The organism is Geodermatophilus arenarius (assembly GCF_042654585.1).
GTDB classification, from domain to species: domain Bacteria; phylum Actinomycetota; class Actinomycetes; order Mycobacteriales; family Geodermatophilaceae; genus Geodermatophilus; species Geodermatophilus arenarius.
On record NZ_JBHSGR010000005.1, the window covers coordinates 107,864 to 124,006 of the forward strand.

Consider the following 16,143-nt stretch of genomic DNA (forward strand, 5'->3'; position numbering starts at 1 on the left):
CGGCGTGGGCGCACACGCTCGCCGTCAGTCGGGCAGGACGATGCGCTCCTGGCGGGTGTAGACGTTGCAGCCGTCGCCGCGGAGGAAGCCGACCAGCGTGATGCCGACGTCGGCGGCCAGCTCCACCGCCAGCGACGACGGCGCCGACACCGCGGCGAGCACCGGGATGCCGGCCATCGCCGCCTTCTGCGTCAGCTCGAAGCTGGCCCGGCCGCTGACCATGAGCACGTGCCCGGCCAGCGGCATCCGGCCGGCGCGCAGCGCGTCGCCCACCACCTTGTCCACCGCGTTGTGCCGGCCGACGTCCTCGCGCAGCGCCACCAGGTCGCCGTCGGCGGTGAACAGCCCCGCCGCGTGCAGGCCGCCGGTCTTGGTGAACACCTCCTGCGCCGCGCGCAGCCGGTCGGGCAGCGCCAGCAGCGTGGCCAGCTCCAGCCGGGTGCCGTCACCGGCGACGTCGTACCGCGTGCGGGTGCGGATCGCGTCGATGCTCGCCTTGCCGCAGACGCCGCACGAGCTCGAGGTGAGGAAGTTGCGGTCCAGCGCGGTGTCCGGCGGCTCCACGCCCGGCGCCAGGTCGACGTCGACGACGTTGTAGGTGTTGCGGCCCTCGGCGTCCACCGAGTCGCAGTAGCGCAGCCCGGCGACGTCCTCGACGCCGCCGATGACGCCCTCGGTGGCCAGGAAGCCGTGCACCAGGTCGAAGTCCGCGCCGGGCGTGCGCATGGTGACCGCCAGGGGCGACCCGGCCAGCCGGATCTCCAGGGGTTCCTCGGCGGCCACCGTGTCGGGCCGGGTGGTGCGCACGGGGCCCCGGATGCGCAGCACGGGGGTGCGGCTGGTGACTCGTCCCACGAACGGCGACGGTACCCATGCGCGGCCCCTACGGTCGGACCGTGACCGCGCCGGACCCGCTCCAGCCCTACGCGGCGGTGGTCCTGGCCGGCGGCCGCGCGGCCCGGCTGGGCGGGCAGGCCAAGCCGCAGCTGGAGGTGGGCGGCCGCACGATGCTCGCCGCCGTCCTCGCCGCGGTCCCCGACGCCGCGTCGCGGGTCGTCGTCGGGCCGCCGCAGCCGGTCCCCGACGGCGTCCGCGTCGTCCGCGAGCGGCCGCCCGGCGGCGGGCCGGTGGCCGCGATGCGCGCGGGGCTCGCCGTCGTCGACACCGCGGTGGTCGCCGTCCTCGCCGGCGACCTGCCGTTCGTGACCCCCGGGCTGCTCCGCGACCTGCGGGCGCGGCTGACCGCCGACGGCGTCCTGGTCGTCGACGACGCCGGCCGCGACCAGTACCTGCTCGGCGTCTGGCGGACCGCGGCCCTCCGGGCGGCCGTGGCCGGCGCGGACGGCCCGGTGCCGGTCCGCCGGGTGGTCGGCCGGCTGACGGTCACCCGCTGGTCCCCCGCCCGGGAGCCGGGCACCCCGCCGCCGTGGACCGACTGCGACACCCCCGCCGACCTCGCCCGGGCCCGCAGGGACGCCGGCGGGTGACCGCCCCGGCCGCGGGGTACGGCCTGCGCATGCGCGTCGTCATCGCCGGTGCCCACGGTCAGGTCGCCCGTCGCCTCGGCCGGCTGCTCACCGGGCGCGGGGACACCGTCGTCGGCATCGTCCGCAACCCCGACCACACCGCCGACCTCGAGGCCGACGGCGTCACGCCCGCGGTGCTGGACCTCGAGTCCGCCTCGGTCGACGACGTCGCGGAGGTCGTCCGCGGCGCCGACGCCGTCGTGTTCGCCGCGGGCGCCGGCCCGGGCAGCGGCGCGGAGCGCAAGCACACCGTCGACCACGGCGCCGCGGTCCTGCTGGCCGACGCCGCCGAGCGCGCCGGCGTCCGCCCCTACCTGCTGGTGTCCTCGATGGGCGTCGAGCAGGCCCGGCAGGGGACGCCGAAGGGCATGGACCCGGTGTTCGCCGTCTACCTGCAGGCGAAGCTGCGCGCCGAGGACGTCATCCTGCCGCGCCCCGCGCTGGACACCGTGATCGTGCGGCCCGGGCGGCTGACCGACGAGCCCGGCACCGGCCGGGTCACCCTCGCCCACGGCGTCGAGTACGGCGAGGTCCCCCGCGACGACGTCGCCGCGGTCCTGTTGGCCTTCCTCGACTCCGGCAAGACGAACGAGGTGGTGGAGCTGGTGTCCGGCGACACCCCCGTCGCCGACGCCGTGGCCGCCCTCCCCTAGTCGCGGCGGGCGCGGGTGACCAGCGCGCGGGCGGCGAGGTCGGCGTCGGCCGGGTAGTCGACCCGTACCAGCGTGAGCCCCCCGGGCGGGGCGACGACGACCTCGCCCGCCCGCTCCCGGCGGTCGAGCAGGCCGGCCGGCCACTCCGGCGCCCGGCGCCCCTCCCCGACGGCGACCAGCGCGCCGACGAGGCTGCGCACCATCGAGTGGCAGAAGGCGTCCGCGGAGGCCCTGACGGTCACCAGGTCGCCGTCGCGGGCCGCGGCCAGCTCCAGCAGCGTGCGGACGGTCGTGGCGCCCTCGCGGCGGCGGCAGAAGGCGGCGAAGTCGTGCTCGCCGGTCACGAGGCGGGCGGCGGCGTCCATGGCGGCGGCGTCGAGCCGGCGGGGCCAGCCGACGGTGTCCGCCCGGCGCAGCGGCGGGGGCCCGGCGTCGCTGTCGGTGAGCCGGTAGGCGTAGTGCCGCGCCAGGGCGCCGAAGCGGGCGTCGAACCCGGGCGGCGCCTCCGTCACGGCGGGCACCGCGACGTCCGGCGGCAGCAGGCCGCGCAGCCGGCGGACCAGGCGCTCGCGCTGCTCCTCCCAGGCGGCGCGCGGGACGTCGGCGTGCGCGACCTGGCCGGTGGCGTGCACGCCGGCGTCGGTGCGGCCGGCGACGGTCAGCTCGACCGGCGCGCGCAGCACGGTGGCCAGCGCGATCTCCAGCTCGCCCTGCACGGTGCGCCGGCCGGGCTGGCGCGCCCAGCCGGAGAAGTCCGTCCCGTCGTAGGCGACGGACAGCCGGAGACGGACGAGCCCGCCCCCGGGATCGGGAGCGGGCTCGTCGCGGTGGTGCTCGGTGTTCAGCAGCGGGTCACTTCGGGTCGGGCGCGGACTCGCCGCCGGGGGCGTGGGTGCCCGCGGTCGCGGCGTCCCCGATCTCCGCCGCCTCGATCTCCGCGGCCGCCGCTGCGGCCACGTCCGGGGACAGCACCGGGTCCTCGACCACGGCCAGGTTCTCGGCCCTGGGCTCGGGGGTGACGTCGCCGTCGTCCTGGCGCTCGCCGTCCGGGTTGTAGAGGTCGGTCACGACCTCCTGCGCCTCGGCGTCGACCTCACCGGAGGTCACGGCCGGCGAGGTGTCGCCACCGGGACCGGTGGTCTCGCCCTCGAACGTCGCGCCCTGGTCGCCGCCGCCGGCGGAGACCCCGGCCGCGCCGGCGTCGCCGCCCTGGCCCGGCTGCTCGCTCACTTGGCGCCGTCCGCGTCCCCGGCCGGGGCCTCGGCGTCCGCGGCGACGGCGGTGTCGTCGGCGTCGCTCGCCTCGGCGTCGGTGACCTCGGCCTCGGCCTCGGTCGCGTCGGCGTCCGCGGCCTCGGTGGTGTCCTCGTCGGCCGCGGCGGTCTCGACGGCGTCCGCGGTGACCTCACCGGAGGCGGCGGCCGCGCCGGCGCCGGCGGCGAAGCGGGTGCCGCGGGCGCGCTCGGCCTCACCGACGGCCTGCTGGGCCACGGTCAGCGCCTCGACGAGCTCGATGACGGCCATGGGGGCGTTGTCGCCCTTGCGCGGGCCGACCTTGGTGATGCGGGTGTAGCCGCCGGGCCGGTTCTCGAAGCGCGGGCCGATCTCGGCGAACAGGTGGTGGACGACGTCCTTGTCCCGGATGACCGTCATCACCTGGCGGCGCGCGTGCAGGTCACCGCGCTTGGCGAAGGTGACCAGCTTCTCGGCGAACGGGCGCAGCCGCTTCGCCTTCGCCTCGGTGGTGGTGATCCGCCCGTGCTCGAACAGCGACGTGGCCAGGTTGGCCAGCATCAGCCGCTCGTGCGAGGGGGACCCGCCGAGACGGGGGCCCTTGGTGGGGGTGGGCATGTCGGTCCTTCCTCACGCGGCCGGGCGGGCGTCTGCCGGCTGCATCCGGGTGGTGCTGTCGCTTTCGTCAGTGTGGCGGGCCTGCGCACGGCGGGCCCACGCGGTCCGGCCGGACGGCGGTCGTCCCGCCGCCCGGCCGGTGCAGCGTCAGAGCTGCTCGGTCTCCTGGTAGGAGCCGTCGTCGTACTGGACCTGCCCGTACTCGGTGCCGTACTCGCCGTGGCCCTGGTAGGCGTCGGTCTCGTAGCCCTCGTCGTAGCTCTCGACCGAGGTCGGGATGAACCCGGGCGGGCTGTCCTTGAGCGCCAGGCCCATGGCCGCCAGCTTCATCTTGACCTCGTCGATCGACTTGGCCCCGAAGTTGCGGATGTCGAGCAGGTCGGCCTCCGAACGGGTGACCAGCTCACCGACGGTGTGCACGCCCTCGCGCTTGAGGCAGTTGTAGGACCGGACGGTGAGGTCCATGTCCTCGATCGGCATCGAGAAGTTCGCGATGTCGGCGGCCTCGGCCGGGCTGGGCCCGACCTCGATGCCCTCGGCGTCGACGTTCAGCTCGCGCAGCAGGCCGAACAGCTCGACCAGCGTGGAGCCGGCGGAGGCGATGGCGTCGCGCGGCGCGATCGAGGGCTTGGTCTCGACGTCGACCACGAGGCGGTCGAAGTCGGTGCGCTGCTCGACGCGGGTGGCCTCGACGGCGTAGGTGACCTTGAGGACCGGCGAGTAGATCGAGTCGACCGGGATGCGGCCGATCTCCTGGCCGGGCTGCTTGTTCTGCGGCGCCGGGACGTACCCGCGGCCCCGCTCGACGACCAGCTCGATCTCGAGGCGGCCCTTGCCGTTGAGGGTGGCGATGTGCAGGTCGGGGTTGTGCACCTCGACACCGGCCGGGGGCGCGATGTCGGCGGCGGTGACCTCACCGGGGCCCTGCTTGCGCAGGTACATGGTCACCGGCTCGTCGGAGTCGGAGCTGACGACCAGGCCCTTGAGGTTGAGGATGATCTCGGTGACGTCCTCCTTGACCCCGGGCACGGTCGTGAACTCGTGCAGGGTGCCCTCGATCCGGATGCTGGTGACGGCAGCGCCGGGGATCGAGGACAGGAGGGTGCGGCGCAGCGAGTTGCCGAGGGTGTAGCCGAAGCCGGGCTCCAGCGGCTCGATGACGAACCGCGAGCGCTGCTCGGTGAGGGTCTCCTCGGTCAGCGTCGGACGCTGTGCGATGAGCATCGTGTGTTCTCCCTTGGGTCCTCCGGCGCCCGCCATATGACGCCGTGAGGGGGTGGTGCGGGCCCCGGCGGACATCGGTCCGCCCGCCGGGGCCGTCGGCCCCTCTGCAGGGTCCCGCCGCGAGCGTGCGAGCGGTGGGACCCTGCAGAGGGGTCCTTCTGCTTACTTGGAGTAGAGCTCGACGATCAGCTGCTCCTGCACCGGGGTGTCGATCACCTGGCGGGCCGGGACGCTGTGCACGACGGCGCGCAGCTGGCCGCTGATGACCTCCAGCCACGGCGGCACGGGGCGCTCGCCGGCGCGGGCCTGGGCGATCTCGAAGGGCACCATCCGCCGCGACTTCTCGGCGACCTCGATGATGTCGTTCGCGCTGACCCGGTAGGACGGGATGTCGACCTTGCGGCCGTTGACCCGGATGTGGCCGTGCTTGACCAGCTGGCGGGCCATGTCGCGGCTCTCGCCCCAGCCGGCCCGGTACACGACGTTGTCCAGGCGGGACTCGAGGATCTGCAGCAGGACCTCACCGGTCTTGCCGGTCTTGCGGTTGGCCTCCTCGTAGTAGCCGCGGAACTGCTTCTCGAGGACGCCGTAGATGCGGCGGGCCTTCTGCTTCTCGCGCAGCTGCAGGAGGTACTCGCTGTCCTTGCTGCGGCCCCGGCCGTGCTCGCCCGGCGGGTAGGGCCGGATCTCGATCGGGCACTTCGGGGACTCGCACTTGCTGCCCTTGAGGAACAGCTTCATCTTCTCGCGCCGGCACATGCGGCAGTCGGCTCCGGCGTAACGGGCCACGTCAGGTACTCCTCGTTCTTCTCGTCAGTGGCCGGTCAGACCCGGCGGCGCTTCTTGGGGCGGCAGCCGTTGTGCGGCTGCGGCGTCACGTCCTGGATCTGCCCCACCTCGAGGCCGGTGGCCTGCAGCGAGCGGATCGCGGTCTCGCGGCCCGAGCCCGGGCCCTTCACGAAGACGTCGACCTTGCGCATGCCGTGCTCCTGGGCCTTGCGCGCGGCGTTCTCGGCGGCCATCTGGGCGGCGAACGGCGTCGACTTGCGCGAGCCCTTGAAGCCGACGTGGCCGGCCGAGGCCCAGCTGATCACGTTGCCGGTCGGGTCGGTGATCGACACGATCGTGTTGTTGAACGTGCTCTTGATGTGAGCGGCGCCGTGGGCGACGTTCTTCTTCTCCTTGCGGCGGACCTTCTTGGCACCGGCCGCGGCGCGAGCCCTGGGAGGCATGTCTCTCCGGATTCCTTCTGACGTATGGCCTGGAAACACGCGCGCAGCCCGCCGCTCCCGCCCTCCCGGGTCGCCGCGACGGGCCGCTGCGCGGCTTACTTCTTGCCGGCCTTCTTCTTGCCGGCGATGGTCTTGCGCGGGCCCTTGCTCGAGCGCGCGTTGGTGCGGGTGCGCTGACCGTGCACCGGGAGGCCACGGCGGTGCCGCAGGCCCTGGTAGGCGCCGATCTCGATCTTGCGGCGGATGTCCGCGGCCACCTCGCGGCGGAGGTCACCCTCGACGCGGAAGTGCTCGTCGATGTAGTCGCGCAGCTTCAGCAGGTCCTCGTCGCCGAGGTCCTTGACGCGCAGGTCCGGGCTGACGCCGGTCGCCGCCAGGGTCTCCTTGGCGTGCGCCTTGCCGATCCCGTAGATGTAGGTGAGCGCGATCTCCATCCGCTTCTCGCGGGGCAGGTCGACGCCGGCCAGTCGTGCCATGTCTCAGGTACTCCCTCAGCCCTGCCGCTGCTTGTGGCGGGCGTTGTCGCAGATGACCATGACCCGGCCGTGCCGGCGGATCACCTTGCACTTGTCGCAGATCTTCTTCACCGACGGCTGGACCTTCACCGGTGCCGCCCCTCATTCCTGTCGATCGATGGCCGCCCACGCGGCACCCGGAGGTGCCCCGCGCCGGCGGCGGTCACTTGTAGCGGTAGACGATGCGACCGCGGGTCAGGTCGTAGGGCGAGAGCTCCACGACGACGCGGTCCTCGGGCAGGATGCGGATGTAGTGCTGGCGCATCTTGCCGCTGATGTGGGCGAGCACCCGGTGCCCGTTCTGCAGCTCGACCCGGAACATCGCGTTGGGCAGCGGCTCGACGACGCGACCCTCGACCTCGATGGCCCCGTCCTTCTTCGCCATGCCCGACACGGCCTCCCTGACTCGGTGGTGCTGGTTGGTGTGGTGCTGGAGTCGCATGCGACCGCGCCGGATGCCGGTCGGGTCGAACGCGGTGGTTGCAGATCAGGTGGTGCAGGCGCTCCCGCGAGGGCGTCCCGGGTCGTGCGGCCACAGCACGACGACAGGACGGCGCGAACGCCGTCGTTCACTGTACCCCGCTGCAGCGGGGCGCTCCAACCCGGCCTCTGTCACAACGGAACACCCCGGGTGGGCCGCCGGCCCCCCTCGGGGGAGTCCCGTCACGAGCCCGCGAGTGGTGGGGCGAGGAGGCCGGCTCAGGTGCGCGGGGTGATCCCGAAGGGGGCCAGTCCCGCGACGCCGCCGTCCTCCGCCGTCAGGACCCAGGGCCCCTCGGGGGTGATGGCGACGGTGTGCTCGAAGTGGGCGGCCCGGGAGCCGTCCTTGGTGACCACGGTCCAGCCGTCCTCGAGCTCGGCGGTGGCCGGGTCGCCCACGGTCACCATGGGCTCGATCGCCAGCGCCAGGCCGGGGACCAGCCGCGGGCCGCGACCGGGCCGGCCGTAGTTGAGGACGTGCGGGTCCTGATGCATCTCGGTGCCGATGCCGTGCCCGCCGTAGTGGTCGACGATCCCGTACGGGTGCGCCTCGGCGGTGACGACCTGCTCGACCGCGGAGCTGATGTCGGTCAGCCGGCCGCCGGCCACGGCCCTCGCCAGCCCGGCCCACATCGACCGCTCGGTGACGTCGATGAGCGCGGCGTCCTCGGCCGACGGCGGACCGACGGTCACCGTGACCGCCGAGTCGCCGTGCCAGCCGTCGAGGATGGCGCCGCAGTCGATGGAGATGTTGTCGCCCTGGGCGAGGGTGCGCTCCGGGTCCGGGATGCCGTGCACGACCTCGTCGTTGATCGACGCGCAGATGCTGCCGGTGAAGCCGTGGTAGCCGAGGAACGACGGGATCGCCCCGGACGACCGGATGACGTCCTCGGCGATCGCGTCGAGCTCCCCGGTGGTCACGCCGGGGCGGACCGAGGCGCGGACGGCGGCGATCGCCTTGGCGACGACGAGGCCGGCGCCGCGCATGAGCTCGATCTCGTGCGGTGTCTTGATCTGGATCATGCGTCCACTCCACTTCGCCAGCAGCGGGAGGCGGGTCAGGATCCCGGCCGACATGGGCGGCGCCGTCCCCTCAGCCGTCGCTCGGCTGCCCGGGCTGGACGGGCCGGCCCAGGGCGGTCATCACCCGGGCGGTGACCTCCTCGATGGTGCCGATCGCGTCGATGCGCGACAGCAACCCCTCGCCGTCGTAGAACCCGGACAGCGGGGCGGTCTGTTCCCGGTAGACCTGGAGGCGGTGCCGCACGGTCTCGGGCCTGTCGTCGTCGCGCTGCACCCACTCGCCGTCGACGAGCATCCGGCGGCCGGAGAGCCGGCGCACCAGCTCCTCCTCCTCGACGACCAGCTCGACGACGCGGTCGAGCCCGTGCCCGAGCTCCTCGAGCGAGCCGCGCAGCTGCTCGGCCTGGGCGATCGTGCGGGGGAAGCCGTCGAGCAGGAACCCGGCCTTGGCGTCGGGCTCGGCGAGCCGGTCCTTGACCATCGCGACGGTGATCTCGTCCGGGACGAGGTCGCCGGCGTCCATGTAGACCTTGGCCTTGCGGCCGAGCTCGGTCTGCCCGCTGACGTTGGCGCGGAAGATGTCGCCCGTCGAGATGGCGGGCACCCCGAGCTGGCCGGCGATGATCTGGGCCTGGGTCCCCTTGCCGGCTCCCGGCGGGCCCAGCAGCACGATGCGCACTACTTCAGGAACCCTTCGTAGTTGCGCTGGTTGAGCTGCGTCTCGATCTGCTTCACGGTCTCCAAGCCCACTCCCACCATGATCAGCACTGCGGTCCCGCCGAACGGGAAGTTCTGGTTCGCCCCCTGCTGCGTGATCGACAGGAAGAAGTTCGGCAGCACCGCGACGATCCCCAGGTAGATCGACCCGGGCAGGGTGATCCGGGACAGCACGTACTGCAGGTACTCCGCCGTCGGCCGGCCCGGGCGGATGCCGGGGATGAAGCCGCCGTAGCGCTTCATGTCGTCGGCCCGCTCCTCCGGGTTGAACGTGATCGACACGTAGAAGTACGTGAAGAACACGATCAGGCCGAAGTACAGCGCGACGTGCACCGGGCTGCTCTGGTCGATGACGTAGTTCTCGAAGAACTGCCGGACCGGGCCGGTCTCGTCACCCTGGAGCTGGGTGATCAGCTGCGGGAGGTACAGCAGCGACGAGGCGAAGATGACCGGGATGACGCCGGCCTGGTTCACCTTGAGCGGGAGGTAGGTCGAGGTGCCGCCGTACATGCGGCGGCCGACCATGCGCTTGGCGTACTGGACCGGGATGCGCCGTTGCGCCTGTTCGACGTAGACGACGGCCCCGATGATCAGCAGGGCGAAGGCGCAGACGACGGCGAAGACGACGCCGCCGCGGGTCTGCAGGATCGAGCCGCCCTCGGCGGGGATGCGGGCCGCGATCGAGGTGAAGATCAGCACGGACATGCCGTTGCCGATCCCCTTCTCGGTGAGCAGCTCGCCGAGCCACATGATCACCGCGGTGCCGGCGGTCAGGGCGACCACGAGGACGACCGTCGTCCAGATGCTGTCCGACGGGATGATGTCCTGCTGGCAGCCGGGGAACAGCTGGCCGCTGCGGGCCAGGGCGATGATCCCGGTGCTCTGCAGGATCGCCAGGGCGATCGTCAGGTAGCGGGTGTACTGGGTCAGCTTCTGCTGGCCCGACTGCCCTTCCTTCTTCAGCTGCTCGAACCGCGGGATCACCACGACCAGCAGCTGCACGATGATGCTGGCGGTGATGTACGGCATGATCCCCAGCGCGAAGATCGACAGCCGGAGCAGCGCCCCGCCGGAGAACAGGTTCACCAGCGAGTAGACGTCGCGCTGGCTGCCCGCCTGCGCCTGCTCGAGACAGCTGTTGATGGCCTCGACGGAGACCCCCGGGCCGGGCACCGAGGCGCCCAGCCGGTACACGGCGATGATCGCCAGGGAGAACAGCAACTTGCGCCGGAGGTCTGGCGTCCGGAACGCCGCGGCGAACGCCTGCAGCACGTGCCCTCCCCTGCTCGGTCGGATGAGGTTAGCAACGACGGGGGTCGCGCCGGTCACACCCTCCCTCACCGGTGGCACACCGGCGGGCGGGGCGGGCGACTCCCCGGGGCCCGGACGCGGGGGCGCGCGGGCCGGACAGCAGACGACCCCCGGGGCGATGGGGCACCCGGGGGTCGTCGGCGGTCAGATGCGGGTGGTGCTGCCCCCGGCCGCGGCGATCTTCTCGGCGGCGGAGGCCGAGAAGGCGTGCGCGTGCACGGTGACCTGGACGCCGCCCAGCTCACCGGTGCCGAGGACCTTCACCGGCTGGCCGCGGCGGACCGCGCCGGCGTCGGCGAGCGTGTCGGGGTCGACGTGCCCGCCCTGCGGGAACAGGGACGCGATCCGGTCGAGGTTGACGACCTGGAAGACGACCTTGTTCGGGTTCTTGAAGCCGGACATCTTGGGCAGCCGCATGTGCAGCGGCGTCTGGCCGCCCTCGAAGCGCGCGGAGGTGTTGCCGCGCGCCCCGGTGCCCTTGGTGCCGCGACCGGCGGTCTTGCCCTTGGAGCCCTCACCCCGGCCGACGCGCGTCTTGGGGGTGTGGGCGCCCGGGGCCGGACGCAGGTGGTGGACCTTGAGAGTCATGACGAGTCCCTGCTCAGATCTCTTCGACGGCGACGAGGTGCGTCACCGTGGCGACCATCCCGCGGATCTCGGGACGGTCCTCCTGCACGACCGTGTCGTTGATCCGCTTGAGGCCCAGGGACCGCAGCGTCTGCCGCTGGTTGGGCTTCGTGCCGATCGCCGACCGGACCTGGGTCACCTTCAGCTGCGCCATGTCAGACCCCCTGGCCCGCACGCGCCCGCAGCATGGCGGCCGGGGCGACGTCCTCGAGGGGCAGCCCGCGGCGGGCGGCGATCTCCTCGGGCCGGACGAGCTCCTTCAGCGCCTGCATGGTGGCGTGCACGATGTTGATCGGGTTCGACGAGCCGAGGCTCTTCGAGAGCACGTCGTGGATGCCGGCGCACTCGAGGACGGCGCGCACCGGGCCACCGGCGATGACACCGGTACCGGGGCTGGCCGGCTTGAGCAGCACGACACCGGCAGCGGCCTCACCCTGCACCGGGTGCGGGATGGTGCTGGCGATGCGCGGCACCTTGTAGAAGTGCTTCTTGGCCTCCTCGACGCCCTTGGCGATCGCCGCGGGCACCTCCTTGGCCTTCCCGTAGCCGACGCCCACGGTGCCGTCACCGTCGCCGACGATCACCAGGGCGGTGAAGCTGAAGCGCCGACCACCCTTGACGACCTTCGACACGCGGTTGATGGCGACCACGCGCTCGATGTAGTTGCTCTTCTCGGCAGGCGCGCCGCCGGGCCCCCGCCCGCCGTCACGACGGTCGCGGCGGTCGTTGCCGCCGCCGGCGCCGCCGCCGCGTCGCTGTGGTCCTGGCATCAGACGTCCCTCTCGATCTGCTGGTTGGCGGTGCTGCTCATCAGAAGTCCAGCCCGCCCTCACGCGCGCCGTCGGCCAGCGCGGCGATGCGGCCCTGGTAGCGGTTGCCCCCGCGGTCGAAGACGACCTTGGTGATGCCGGCGGCCTGGGCGCGCTCGGCGACCAGGGCGCCCACCCGGCGGGCCAGGGCGGACTTGTCGCCCTCGGCGCCGCGCAGGCTGGCGTCGAGCGTCGAGGCGCTCACCAGCGTACGGCCGGCGGTGTCGTCCACCACCTGCACGTGGATGTGCCGCGTGCTGCGGTTGACCACCATGCGCGGGCGGTCCGGCGTGCCGGAGACCCGCTTGCGGAGCCGGTTGTGGCGGCGCAGCCGCGAGACGCGGCGCGCGGTGCTGATGTCGGTGCCGACGGGCGTGTGCACCCGAGCGGCCTTCTCGGTCTGTGCCATCACTTACCCGTCTTCCCGACCTTGCGCTTGACGACCTCGCCCTGGTAGCGGACGCCCTTGCCCTTGTACGGGTCGGGCTTGCGGAGGCCGCGGATGTTGGCGGCCACCTGGCCGACCTGCTGCTTGTCGATGCCGGTCACCCGCAGGCGGGTGGGCGACTCGACGGTGAAGGTGATGCCCTCCGGGGCACGCACCGGCACCGGGTGGCTGTAGCCGAGCGCGAACTCCAGGTCCGAGCCGCGGGCCTGGACGCGGTAGCCGACGCCGACGATCTCGAGGGTCTTGGTGTAGCCCTCGGTGACGCCGGTGATCATGTTGGCGATCAGGGTGCGGGACAGGCCGTGCAGCGCCCGGCTCTCGCGCTCGTCGTCGGGCCGCTGGACGCTCAGCGTGCCGTCCTCGCCCCGGGCGACCGTGATGGGCGCCGCGACGGTGTGGGAGAGGGTGCCCTTGGGGCCCTTCACGCTGACCGTCTGGCCGTCGATGGTGACGTCCACGCCACCGGGCACGGGAACCGGCAGTCGTCCGATCCGTGACATCTCGCTCGCTCCTCTTACCAGACGTAGGCGAGGACTTCCCCGCCCACGCCCTTCTTGGTCGCCTGCCGGTCGGTCAGCAGCCCGGTCGAGGTGGAGATGATGGCCACCCCCAGGCCGCCCAGGACCTTCGGCAGGGCGTTCGACTTCGCGTAGACCCGCAGACCCGGCTTGGACACCCGGCGCACCCCGGCGATGCTGCGCTCGCGGTTGGGGCCGAACTTGAGGTCGATCACCAGCTCCTTGCGGGTGGCGCCGTCCTTCTCGACGTCCTCGACGCGCCAGCCGGCGATGTAGCCCTCCTGCTGGAGGATCTCGGCGATGTGCGTCTTGAGCTTCGACGACGGCATGCGCGTCGAGTCGTGGTAGGCCGTGTTCGCGTTGCGCAGCCGCGTGAGCATGTCCGCGATCGGGTCGGTCATCGTCATGGGTGTCGTGCCTCTCTCGCCGCGGTTCCTCACGCGTCCCTCGCGTGGGCCTCTCGGCGAACGGTGGAGCTGGGGGCCCGCCCCGCGCGGTCAGCGCGCGGGGCGGGTGGTGCGGACTACCAGCTGGACTTGCTCACGCCCGGCAGCTCGCCGGCGTGCGCCATCTCCCGCAGGCAGATCCGGCACAGGCCGAACTTGCGGAAGACCGAGTGCGGACGACCGCACCGCTGGCAGCGGGTGTAGCCGCGGACCGCGAACTTGGGCTTGCGGGCCGCCTTGTTGATCAGCGCCTTCTTGGCCATCTGTCTGTCTCCTCGGCCCGGCTCAGCGGATGGTGGTGACGACGGGCTGGCCGGCGAACGGGAAGCCCAGGAGGCGGAGCAGCTCGCGACCCTCCTCGTCGTTCGTGGCGGTGGTGACCAGCGTGATGTCCATGCCGCGCGGACGGTCGATCTTGTCGACGTCGATCTCGCGGAACATCGACTGCTCGGTCAGCCCGAACGTGTAGTTGCCGTGCCCGTCGAACTGCTTGGCGTTCAGGCCGCGGAAGTCTCGGATGCGGGGCAGGGCCAGCGCCAGGAGCCGGTCGAGGAACTCCCACATGCGGTCGCCGCGGAGGGTGACCTTGGCGCCGATGGGCATGCCCTCGCGCAGCTTGAACTGGGCGATGGACTTGCGGGCCCGGACGACGGCCGGGCGCTGGCCGGTGATGGCGGTGAGGTCGCGGACCGCGCCGTCCATCAGCTTCGCGTCGCGGGTCGCCTCGCCGACGCCCATGTTGACGACGATCTTCGTCAGCCGCGGGATCTGCATGACGTTCTCGAAGCCGAACTCCTCCTGGAGGGCCGGCACGATCGACTCGCGGTAGTGCGCCAGCAGGCGCGGGAGCTCACGGGTGGGTGCAGTCATCGTCAGAGGTCCTTACCGGTCCGCCGCGACACCCGGATGTTGCGGCCTTCCTCGTCCTGGCGGTAACCGACCCGGGTCGGCGTCCCCTCGGAGTCGATCACCATCACGTTGCTGACGTGGATGGGAGCCTCCTGGGTGACGATGCCGCCCTGCTGCGCGCCCCGCTGGTTCGAGCTGATGCGGGTGTGCTTCTTGACGCGGCCGACGCCCTCGACGAGGACCTTCTGCAGCTTGGGGTAGGCGGCGATCACGCGACCCCGGGCGCCCTTGTCCTTGCCGGACAGGACCACCACGGTGTCGCCCTTCTTCACCTTCATGCCCGGCGTCTTGGCCGGCGGGGTCTTCTTGGCAGCCATGGTCAGAGCACCTCCGGGGCGAGCGAGATGATCCGCATGAAGCGCTTGTCGCGCAGCTCGCGGCCGACGGGACCGAAGATGCGCGTACCGCGCGGGTCGCCGCTGTCGCGGATGATCACCGCGGCGTTCTCGTCGAAGCGGATGTAGGAGCCGTCGGGACGACGACGCTCCTTCCGCGTGCGGACGACGACGGCCTTGACGACGTCGCCGCGCTTGACGCCGGCACCGGGCAGCGCGTCCTTGACGGTCGCCACGATGACGTCGCCGATGCCGGCGTAGCGCCGCCCGGACCCGCCGAGCACCCGGATGCAGAGGATCTCCTTCGCACCGGTGTTGTCGGCGACCCGGAGCCGCGACTCCTGCTGGATCACGTCCTACTCCCAAATCTCAGTGGTGACAGCCGGGCCGGAACGGTGAACCGGCTGTCCGGTACCCACGCGCGGACGCACCGGCGACTGATGCCGCCGGTGCGTCCGACACGGGTACCGGGATGTGGCGCTCACCCGGAGGGGCGCCAGTCGTCCAGGGTACCCGGTCCCGCGACCCGCCCCGCAGGGCGTGGGTCACAGGGCCCGCGGACCCCCGACGGGTGTTACTTGGCCTTCTCGAGGACCTCGACCAGCCGCCACCGCTTGGTGGCCGACAGCGGCCGGGTCTCCATGATCTGCACGCGGTCACCGATGCCGGCGACGCCCTGCTCGTCGTGGGCCTTCAGCTTGCTGGTGCGACGGATGACCTTGCCGTAGAGGCCGTGCTTCACGCGGTCCTCGACCTCGACGACGATGGTCTTGTCCATCTTGTCGCTGACCACGAGGCCCTCGCGGACCTTGCGGTAGCCGCGGCCGGCCAGGCCGGGGCCGCTGGCGACAGCGGTGTTCTGGGGCTCGCTCATGCCACACCCTCGTTCGGGGCGACCGAGAGACCCAGCTCGCGCTCGCGCATGATCGTGTAGATCCGGGCGATGTCGCGGCGGACGGTCTGCAGTCGCCGGTTGTTGTCCAGCTGGCCGGTGGCCACCTGGAAGCGCAGGTTGAACAGCTCTTCCTTGTGCTCACGCAGCCGCGTGGCGAGCTCCTCGGCCGAGAGCTCGCGCAGCTCCGGGGCGGTCAGACCGGCGGCCATCACACCTCTCCTTCACGCGTGATGAAGCGAGCCTTCATGGGCAGCTTGTGGATGGCGCGGCGCATGGCCTCGCGGGCCACCGACTCCGGGACACCCGACAGCTCGAACATGACGCGGCCCGGCTTGACGTTGGCGACCCACCACTCCGGGGAGCCCTTGCCGGAACCCATGCGGGTCTCGGCCGGCTTCTTGGTGAGCGGGCGGTCCGGGTAGATCGTGATCCAGACCTTGCCGCCACGGCGGATGTGCCGGGTCATGGCGATACGGGCGGACTCGATCTGCCGGTTGGTCACGTACGCCGGCTCGAGGGCCTGGATGGCGTACTCACCGAAGTTGATCGCCGTGCCGCCCTTGGCCCGGCCGGAGCGGTCCGGGTGGTGCTGCTTGCGGTGCTTGACGCGCCGGGGGATCAGCAC

28 protein-coding genes are annotated in these 16,143 nt (G+C 72.4%); 2 read left to right on the forward strand and 26 right to left on the reverse strand.

From position 1 onward, the window contains the following. Window positions 1-24: 24 nt before the first annotated feature. The gene (gene fdhD, locus ACFO3M_RS06480) at window positions 25-855 is read right to left on the reverse strand and encodes a formate dehydrogenase accessory sulfurtransferase FdhD (protein WP_387987705.1); all 831 of its coding nucleotides are present in this window, start codon (window positions 853-855) and stop codon (window positions 25-27) included. A gap of 41 nt (window positions 856-896) precedes the next feature. Here fdhD and mobA point away from each other — a divergent pair, with 41 nt between their 5' ends. Both mobA and ACFO3M_RS06490 read left to right on the forward strand, forming a co-directional pair. After that, a complete protein-coding gene (gene mobA / locus ACFO3M_RS06485) occupies window positions 897-1,487 on the forward strand; it encodes a molybdenum cofactor guanylyltransferase (RefSeq protein WP_387987707.1) in 591 nt (196 codons plus the stop codon). Beyond that, window positions 1,484-2,179, forward strand: a complete 696-nt coding sequence (locus ACFO3M_RS06490; RefSeq protein ID WP_387987709.1) for an NAD(P)H-binding protein — start codon at window positions 1,484-1,486, stop codon at window positions 2,177-2,179. Before mobA ends, ACFO3M_RS06490 begins: the two co-directional genes overlap by 4 nt. Here the strand turns inward: ACFO3M_RS06490 and truA are convergent. From truA to rplP, 25 genes are all read right to left on the reverse strand, one after another. Next, entirely contained in the window at window positions 2,176-3,027 is an 852-nt protein-coding gene (truA, locus tag ACFO3M_RS06495) for a tRNA pseudouridine(38-40) synthase TruA (RefSeq protein WP_387987846.1), read from the reverse strand. The genes ACFO3M_RS06490 and truA overlap by 4 nt on opposite strands. A gap of 4 nt (window positions 3,028-3,031) precedes the next feature. Beyond that, on the reverse strand, window positions 3,032-3,409 hold the full coding sequence (locus ACFO3M_RS06500; protein WP_387987711.1) for a hypothetical protein: 378 nt from the start codon (window positions 3,407-3,409) through the stop codon (window positions 3,032-3,034). Then, window positions 3,406-4,029, reverse strand: coding sequence for a 50S ribosomal protein L17 (rplQ, locus tag ACFO3M_RS22735; protein WP_456954859.1), 624 nt, complete (start codon window positions 4,027-4,029; stop codon window positions 3,406-3,408). The genes ACFO3M_RS06500 and rplQ overlap by 4 nt, the downstream gene beginning before the upstream one ends. Before the next feature lie 147 nt (window positions 4,030-4,176). After that, window positions 4,177-5,253 (reverse strand): DNA-directed RNA polymerase subunit alpha, encoded by a 1,077-nt coding sequence (locus tag ACFO3M_RS06510; RefSeq protein ID WP_387987713.1) that lies wholly within the window; start codon window positions 5,251-5,253, stop codon window positions 4,177-4,179. 162 nt (window positions 5,254-5,415) lie between these two features. Further along, on the reverse strand, window positions 5,416-6,042 hold the full coding sequence (rpsD, locus tag ACFO3M_RS06515) for a 30S ribosomal protein S4 (protein WP_089402122.1): 627 nt from the start codon (window positions 6,040-6,042) through the stop codon (window positions 5,416-5,418). A 35-nt stretch (window positions 6,043-6,077) separates the two neighbouring features. Beyond that, the gene (gene rpsK / locus ACFO3M_RS06520; protein ID WP_012950456.1) at window positions 6,078-6,485 is read right to left on the reverse strand and encodes a 30S ribosomal protein S11; all 408 of its coding nucleotides are present in this window, start codon (window positions 6,483-6,485) and stop codon (window positions 6,078-6,080) included. Between the two features lie 95 nt (window positions 6,486-6,580). After that, complete coding sequence (gene rpsM, locus ACFO3M_RS06525) at window positions 6,581-6,961, reverse strand: 30S ribosomal protein S13 (protein ID WP_089402121.1); 381 nt, start codon at window positions 6,959-6,961, stop codon at window positions 6,581-6,583. Between the two features lie 15 nt (window positions 6,962-6,976). Continuing rightward, entirely contained in the window at window positions 6,977-7,090 is a 114-nt protein-coding gene (rpmJ, locus tag ACFO3M_RS06530) for a 50S ribosomal protein L36 (RefSeq protein ID WP_012950458.1), read from the reverse strand. A gap of 73 nt (window positions 7,091-7,163) precedes the next feature. Further along, on the reverse strand, window positions 7,164-7,385 hold the full coding sequence (gene infA / locus ACFO3M_RS06535; protein WP_012950459.1) for a translation initiation factor IF-1: 222 nt from the start codon (window positions 7,383-7,385) through the stop codon (window positions 7,164-7,166). A gap of 314 nt (window positions 7,386-7,699) precedes the next feature. Then, entirely contained in the window at window positions 7,700-8,503 is an 804-nt protein-coding gene (map, locus tag ACFO3M_RS06540; RefSeq protein WP_387987718.1) for a type I methionyl aminopeptidase, read from the reverse strand. Between the two features lie 70 nt (window positions 8,504-8,573). Then, complete coding sequence (locus tag ACFO3M_RS06545) at window positions 8,574-9,182, reverse strand: adenylate kinase (protein WP_387987719.1); 609 nt, start codon at window positions 9,180-9,182, stop codon at window positions 8,574-8,576. Beyond that, window positions 9,182-10,492 (reverse strand): preprotein translocase subunit SecY, encoded by a 1,311-nt coding sequence (secY, locus tag ACFO3M_RS06550; protein ID WP_387987721.1) that lies wholly within the window; start codon window positions 10,490-10,492, stop codon window positions 9,182-9,184. Before secY ends, ACFO3M_RS06545 begins: the two co-directional genes overlap by 1 nt. Before the next feature lie 183 nt (window positions 10,493-10,675). Continuing rightward, window positions 10,676-11,119 (reverse strand): 50S ribosomal protein L15, encoded by a 444-nt coding sequence (gene rplO, locus ACFO3M_RS06555; protein WP_387987723.1) that lies wholly within the window; start codon window positions 11,117-11,119, stop codon window positions 10,676-10,678. 13 nt (window positions 11,120-11,132) lie between these two features. Then, window positions 11,133-11,312 carry a 50S ribosomal protein L30 gene (rpmD, locus tag ACFO3M_RS06560; RefSeq protein WP_387987725.1) on the reverse strand — a complete coding sequence of 60 codons (180 nt, stop codon included), beginning with the start codon at window positions 11,310-11,312 and terminating at the stop codon, window positions 11,133-11,135. 1 nt (window position 11,313) lies between these two features. After that, window positions 11,314-11,928, reverse strand: a complete 615-nt coding sequence (rpsE, locus tag ACFO3M_RS06565) for a 30S ribosomal protein S5 (RefSeq protein WP_387987727.1) — start codon at window positions 11,926-11,928, stop codon at window positions 11,314-11,316. 40 nt (window positions 11,929-11,968) lie between these two features. After that, a complete protein-coding gene (gene rplR / locus ACFO3M_RS06570; protein ID WP_387987729.1) occupies window positions 11,969-12,376 on the reverse strand; it encodes a 50S ribosomal protein L18 in 408 nt (135 codons plus the stop codon). After that, window positions 12,376-12,915, reverse strand: coding sequence for a 50S ribosomal protein L6 (gene rplF, locus ACFO3M_RS06575; protein WP_387987731.1), 540 nt, complete (start codon window positions 12,913-12,915; stop codon window positions 12,376-12,378). Before rplF ends, rplR begins: the two co-directional genes overlap by 1 nt. 14 nt (window positions 12,916-12,929) lie before the next feature. After that, the gene (rpsH, locus tag ACFO3M_RS06580) at window positions 12,930-13,334 is read right to left on the reverse strand and encodes a 30S ribosomal protein S8 (RefSeq protein ID WP_456901390.1); all 405 of its coding nucleotides are present in this window, start codon (window positions 13,332-13,334) and stop codon (window positions 12,930-12,932) included. Window positions 13,335-13,456: 122 nt separating this feature from the next. After that, on the reverse strand, window positions 13,457-13,642 hold the full coding sequence (locus tag ACFO3M_RS06585; protein ID WP_012950469.1) for a type Z 30S ribosomal protein S14: 186 nt from the start codon (window positions 13,640-13,642) through the stop codon (window positions 13,457-13,459). Between the two features lie 22 nt (window positions 13,643-13,664). After that, on the reverse strand, window positions 13,665-14,249 hold the full coding sequence (rplE, locus tag ACFO3M_RS06590; RefSeq protein WP_387987736.1) for a 50S ribosomal protein L5: 585 nt from the start codon (window positions 14,247-14,249) through the stop codon (window positions 13,665-13,667). 2 nt (window positions 14,250-14,251) lie between these two features. Beyond that, a complete protein-coding gene (rplX, locus tag ACFO3M_RS06595; protein WP_456901391.1) occupies window positions 14,252-14,605 on the reverse strand; it encodes a 50S ribosomal protein L24 in 354 nt (117 codons plus the stop codon). 2 nt (window positions 14,606-14,607) lie between these two features. Beyond that, complete coding sequence (gene rplN / locus ACFO3M_RS06600) at window positions 14,608-14,976, reverse strand: 50S ribosomal protein L14 (protein ID WP_387987738.1); 369 nt, start codon at window positions 14,974-14,976, stop codon at window positions 14,608-14,610. 221 nt (window positions 14,977-15,197) lie between these two features. Continuing rightward, on the reverse strand, window positions 15,198-15,497 hold the full coding sequence (gene rpsQ / locus ACFO3M_RS06605) for a 30S ribosomal protein S17 (protein ID WP_387987740.1): 300 nt from the start codon (window positions 15,495-15,497) through the stop codon (window positions 15,198-15,200). After that, window positions 15,494-15,727: a 50S ribosomal protein L29 gene (gene rpmC, locus ACFO3M_RS06610; RefSeq protein WP_387987741.1), complete on the reverse strand. Its 234-nt coding sequence runs from the start codon at window positions 15,725-15,727 to the stop codon at window positions 15,494-15,496. The genes rpsQ and rpmC overlap by 4 nt, the downstream gene beginning before the upstream one ends. Next, the gene (gene rplP / locus ACFO3M_RS06615; RefSeq protein ID WP_387987743.1) at window positions 15,727-16,143 is read right to left on the reverse strand and encodes a 50S ribosomal protein L16; all 417 of its coding nucleotides are present in this window, start codon (window positions 16,141-16,143) and stop codon (window positions 15,727-15,729) included. The genes rpmC and rplP overlap by 1 nt, the downstream gene beginning before the upstream one ends.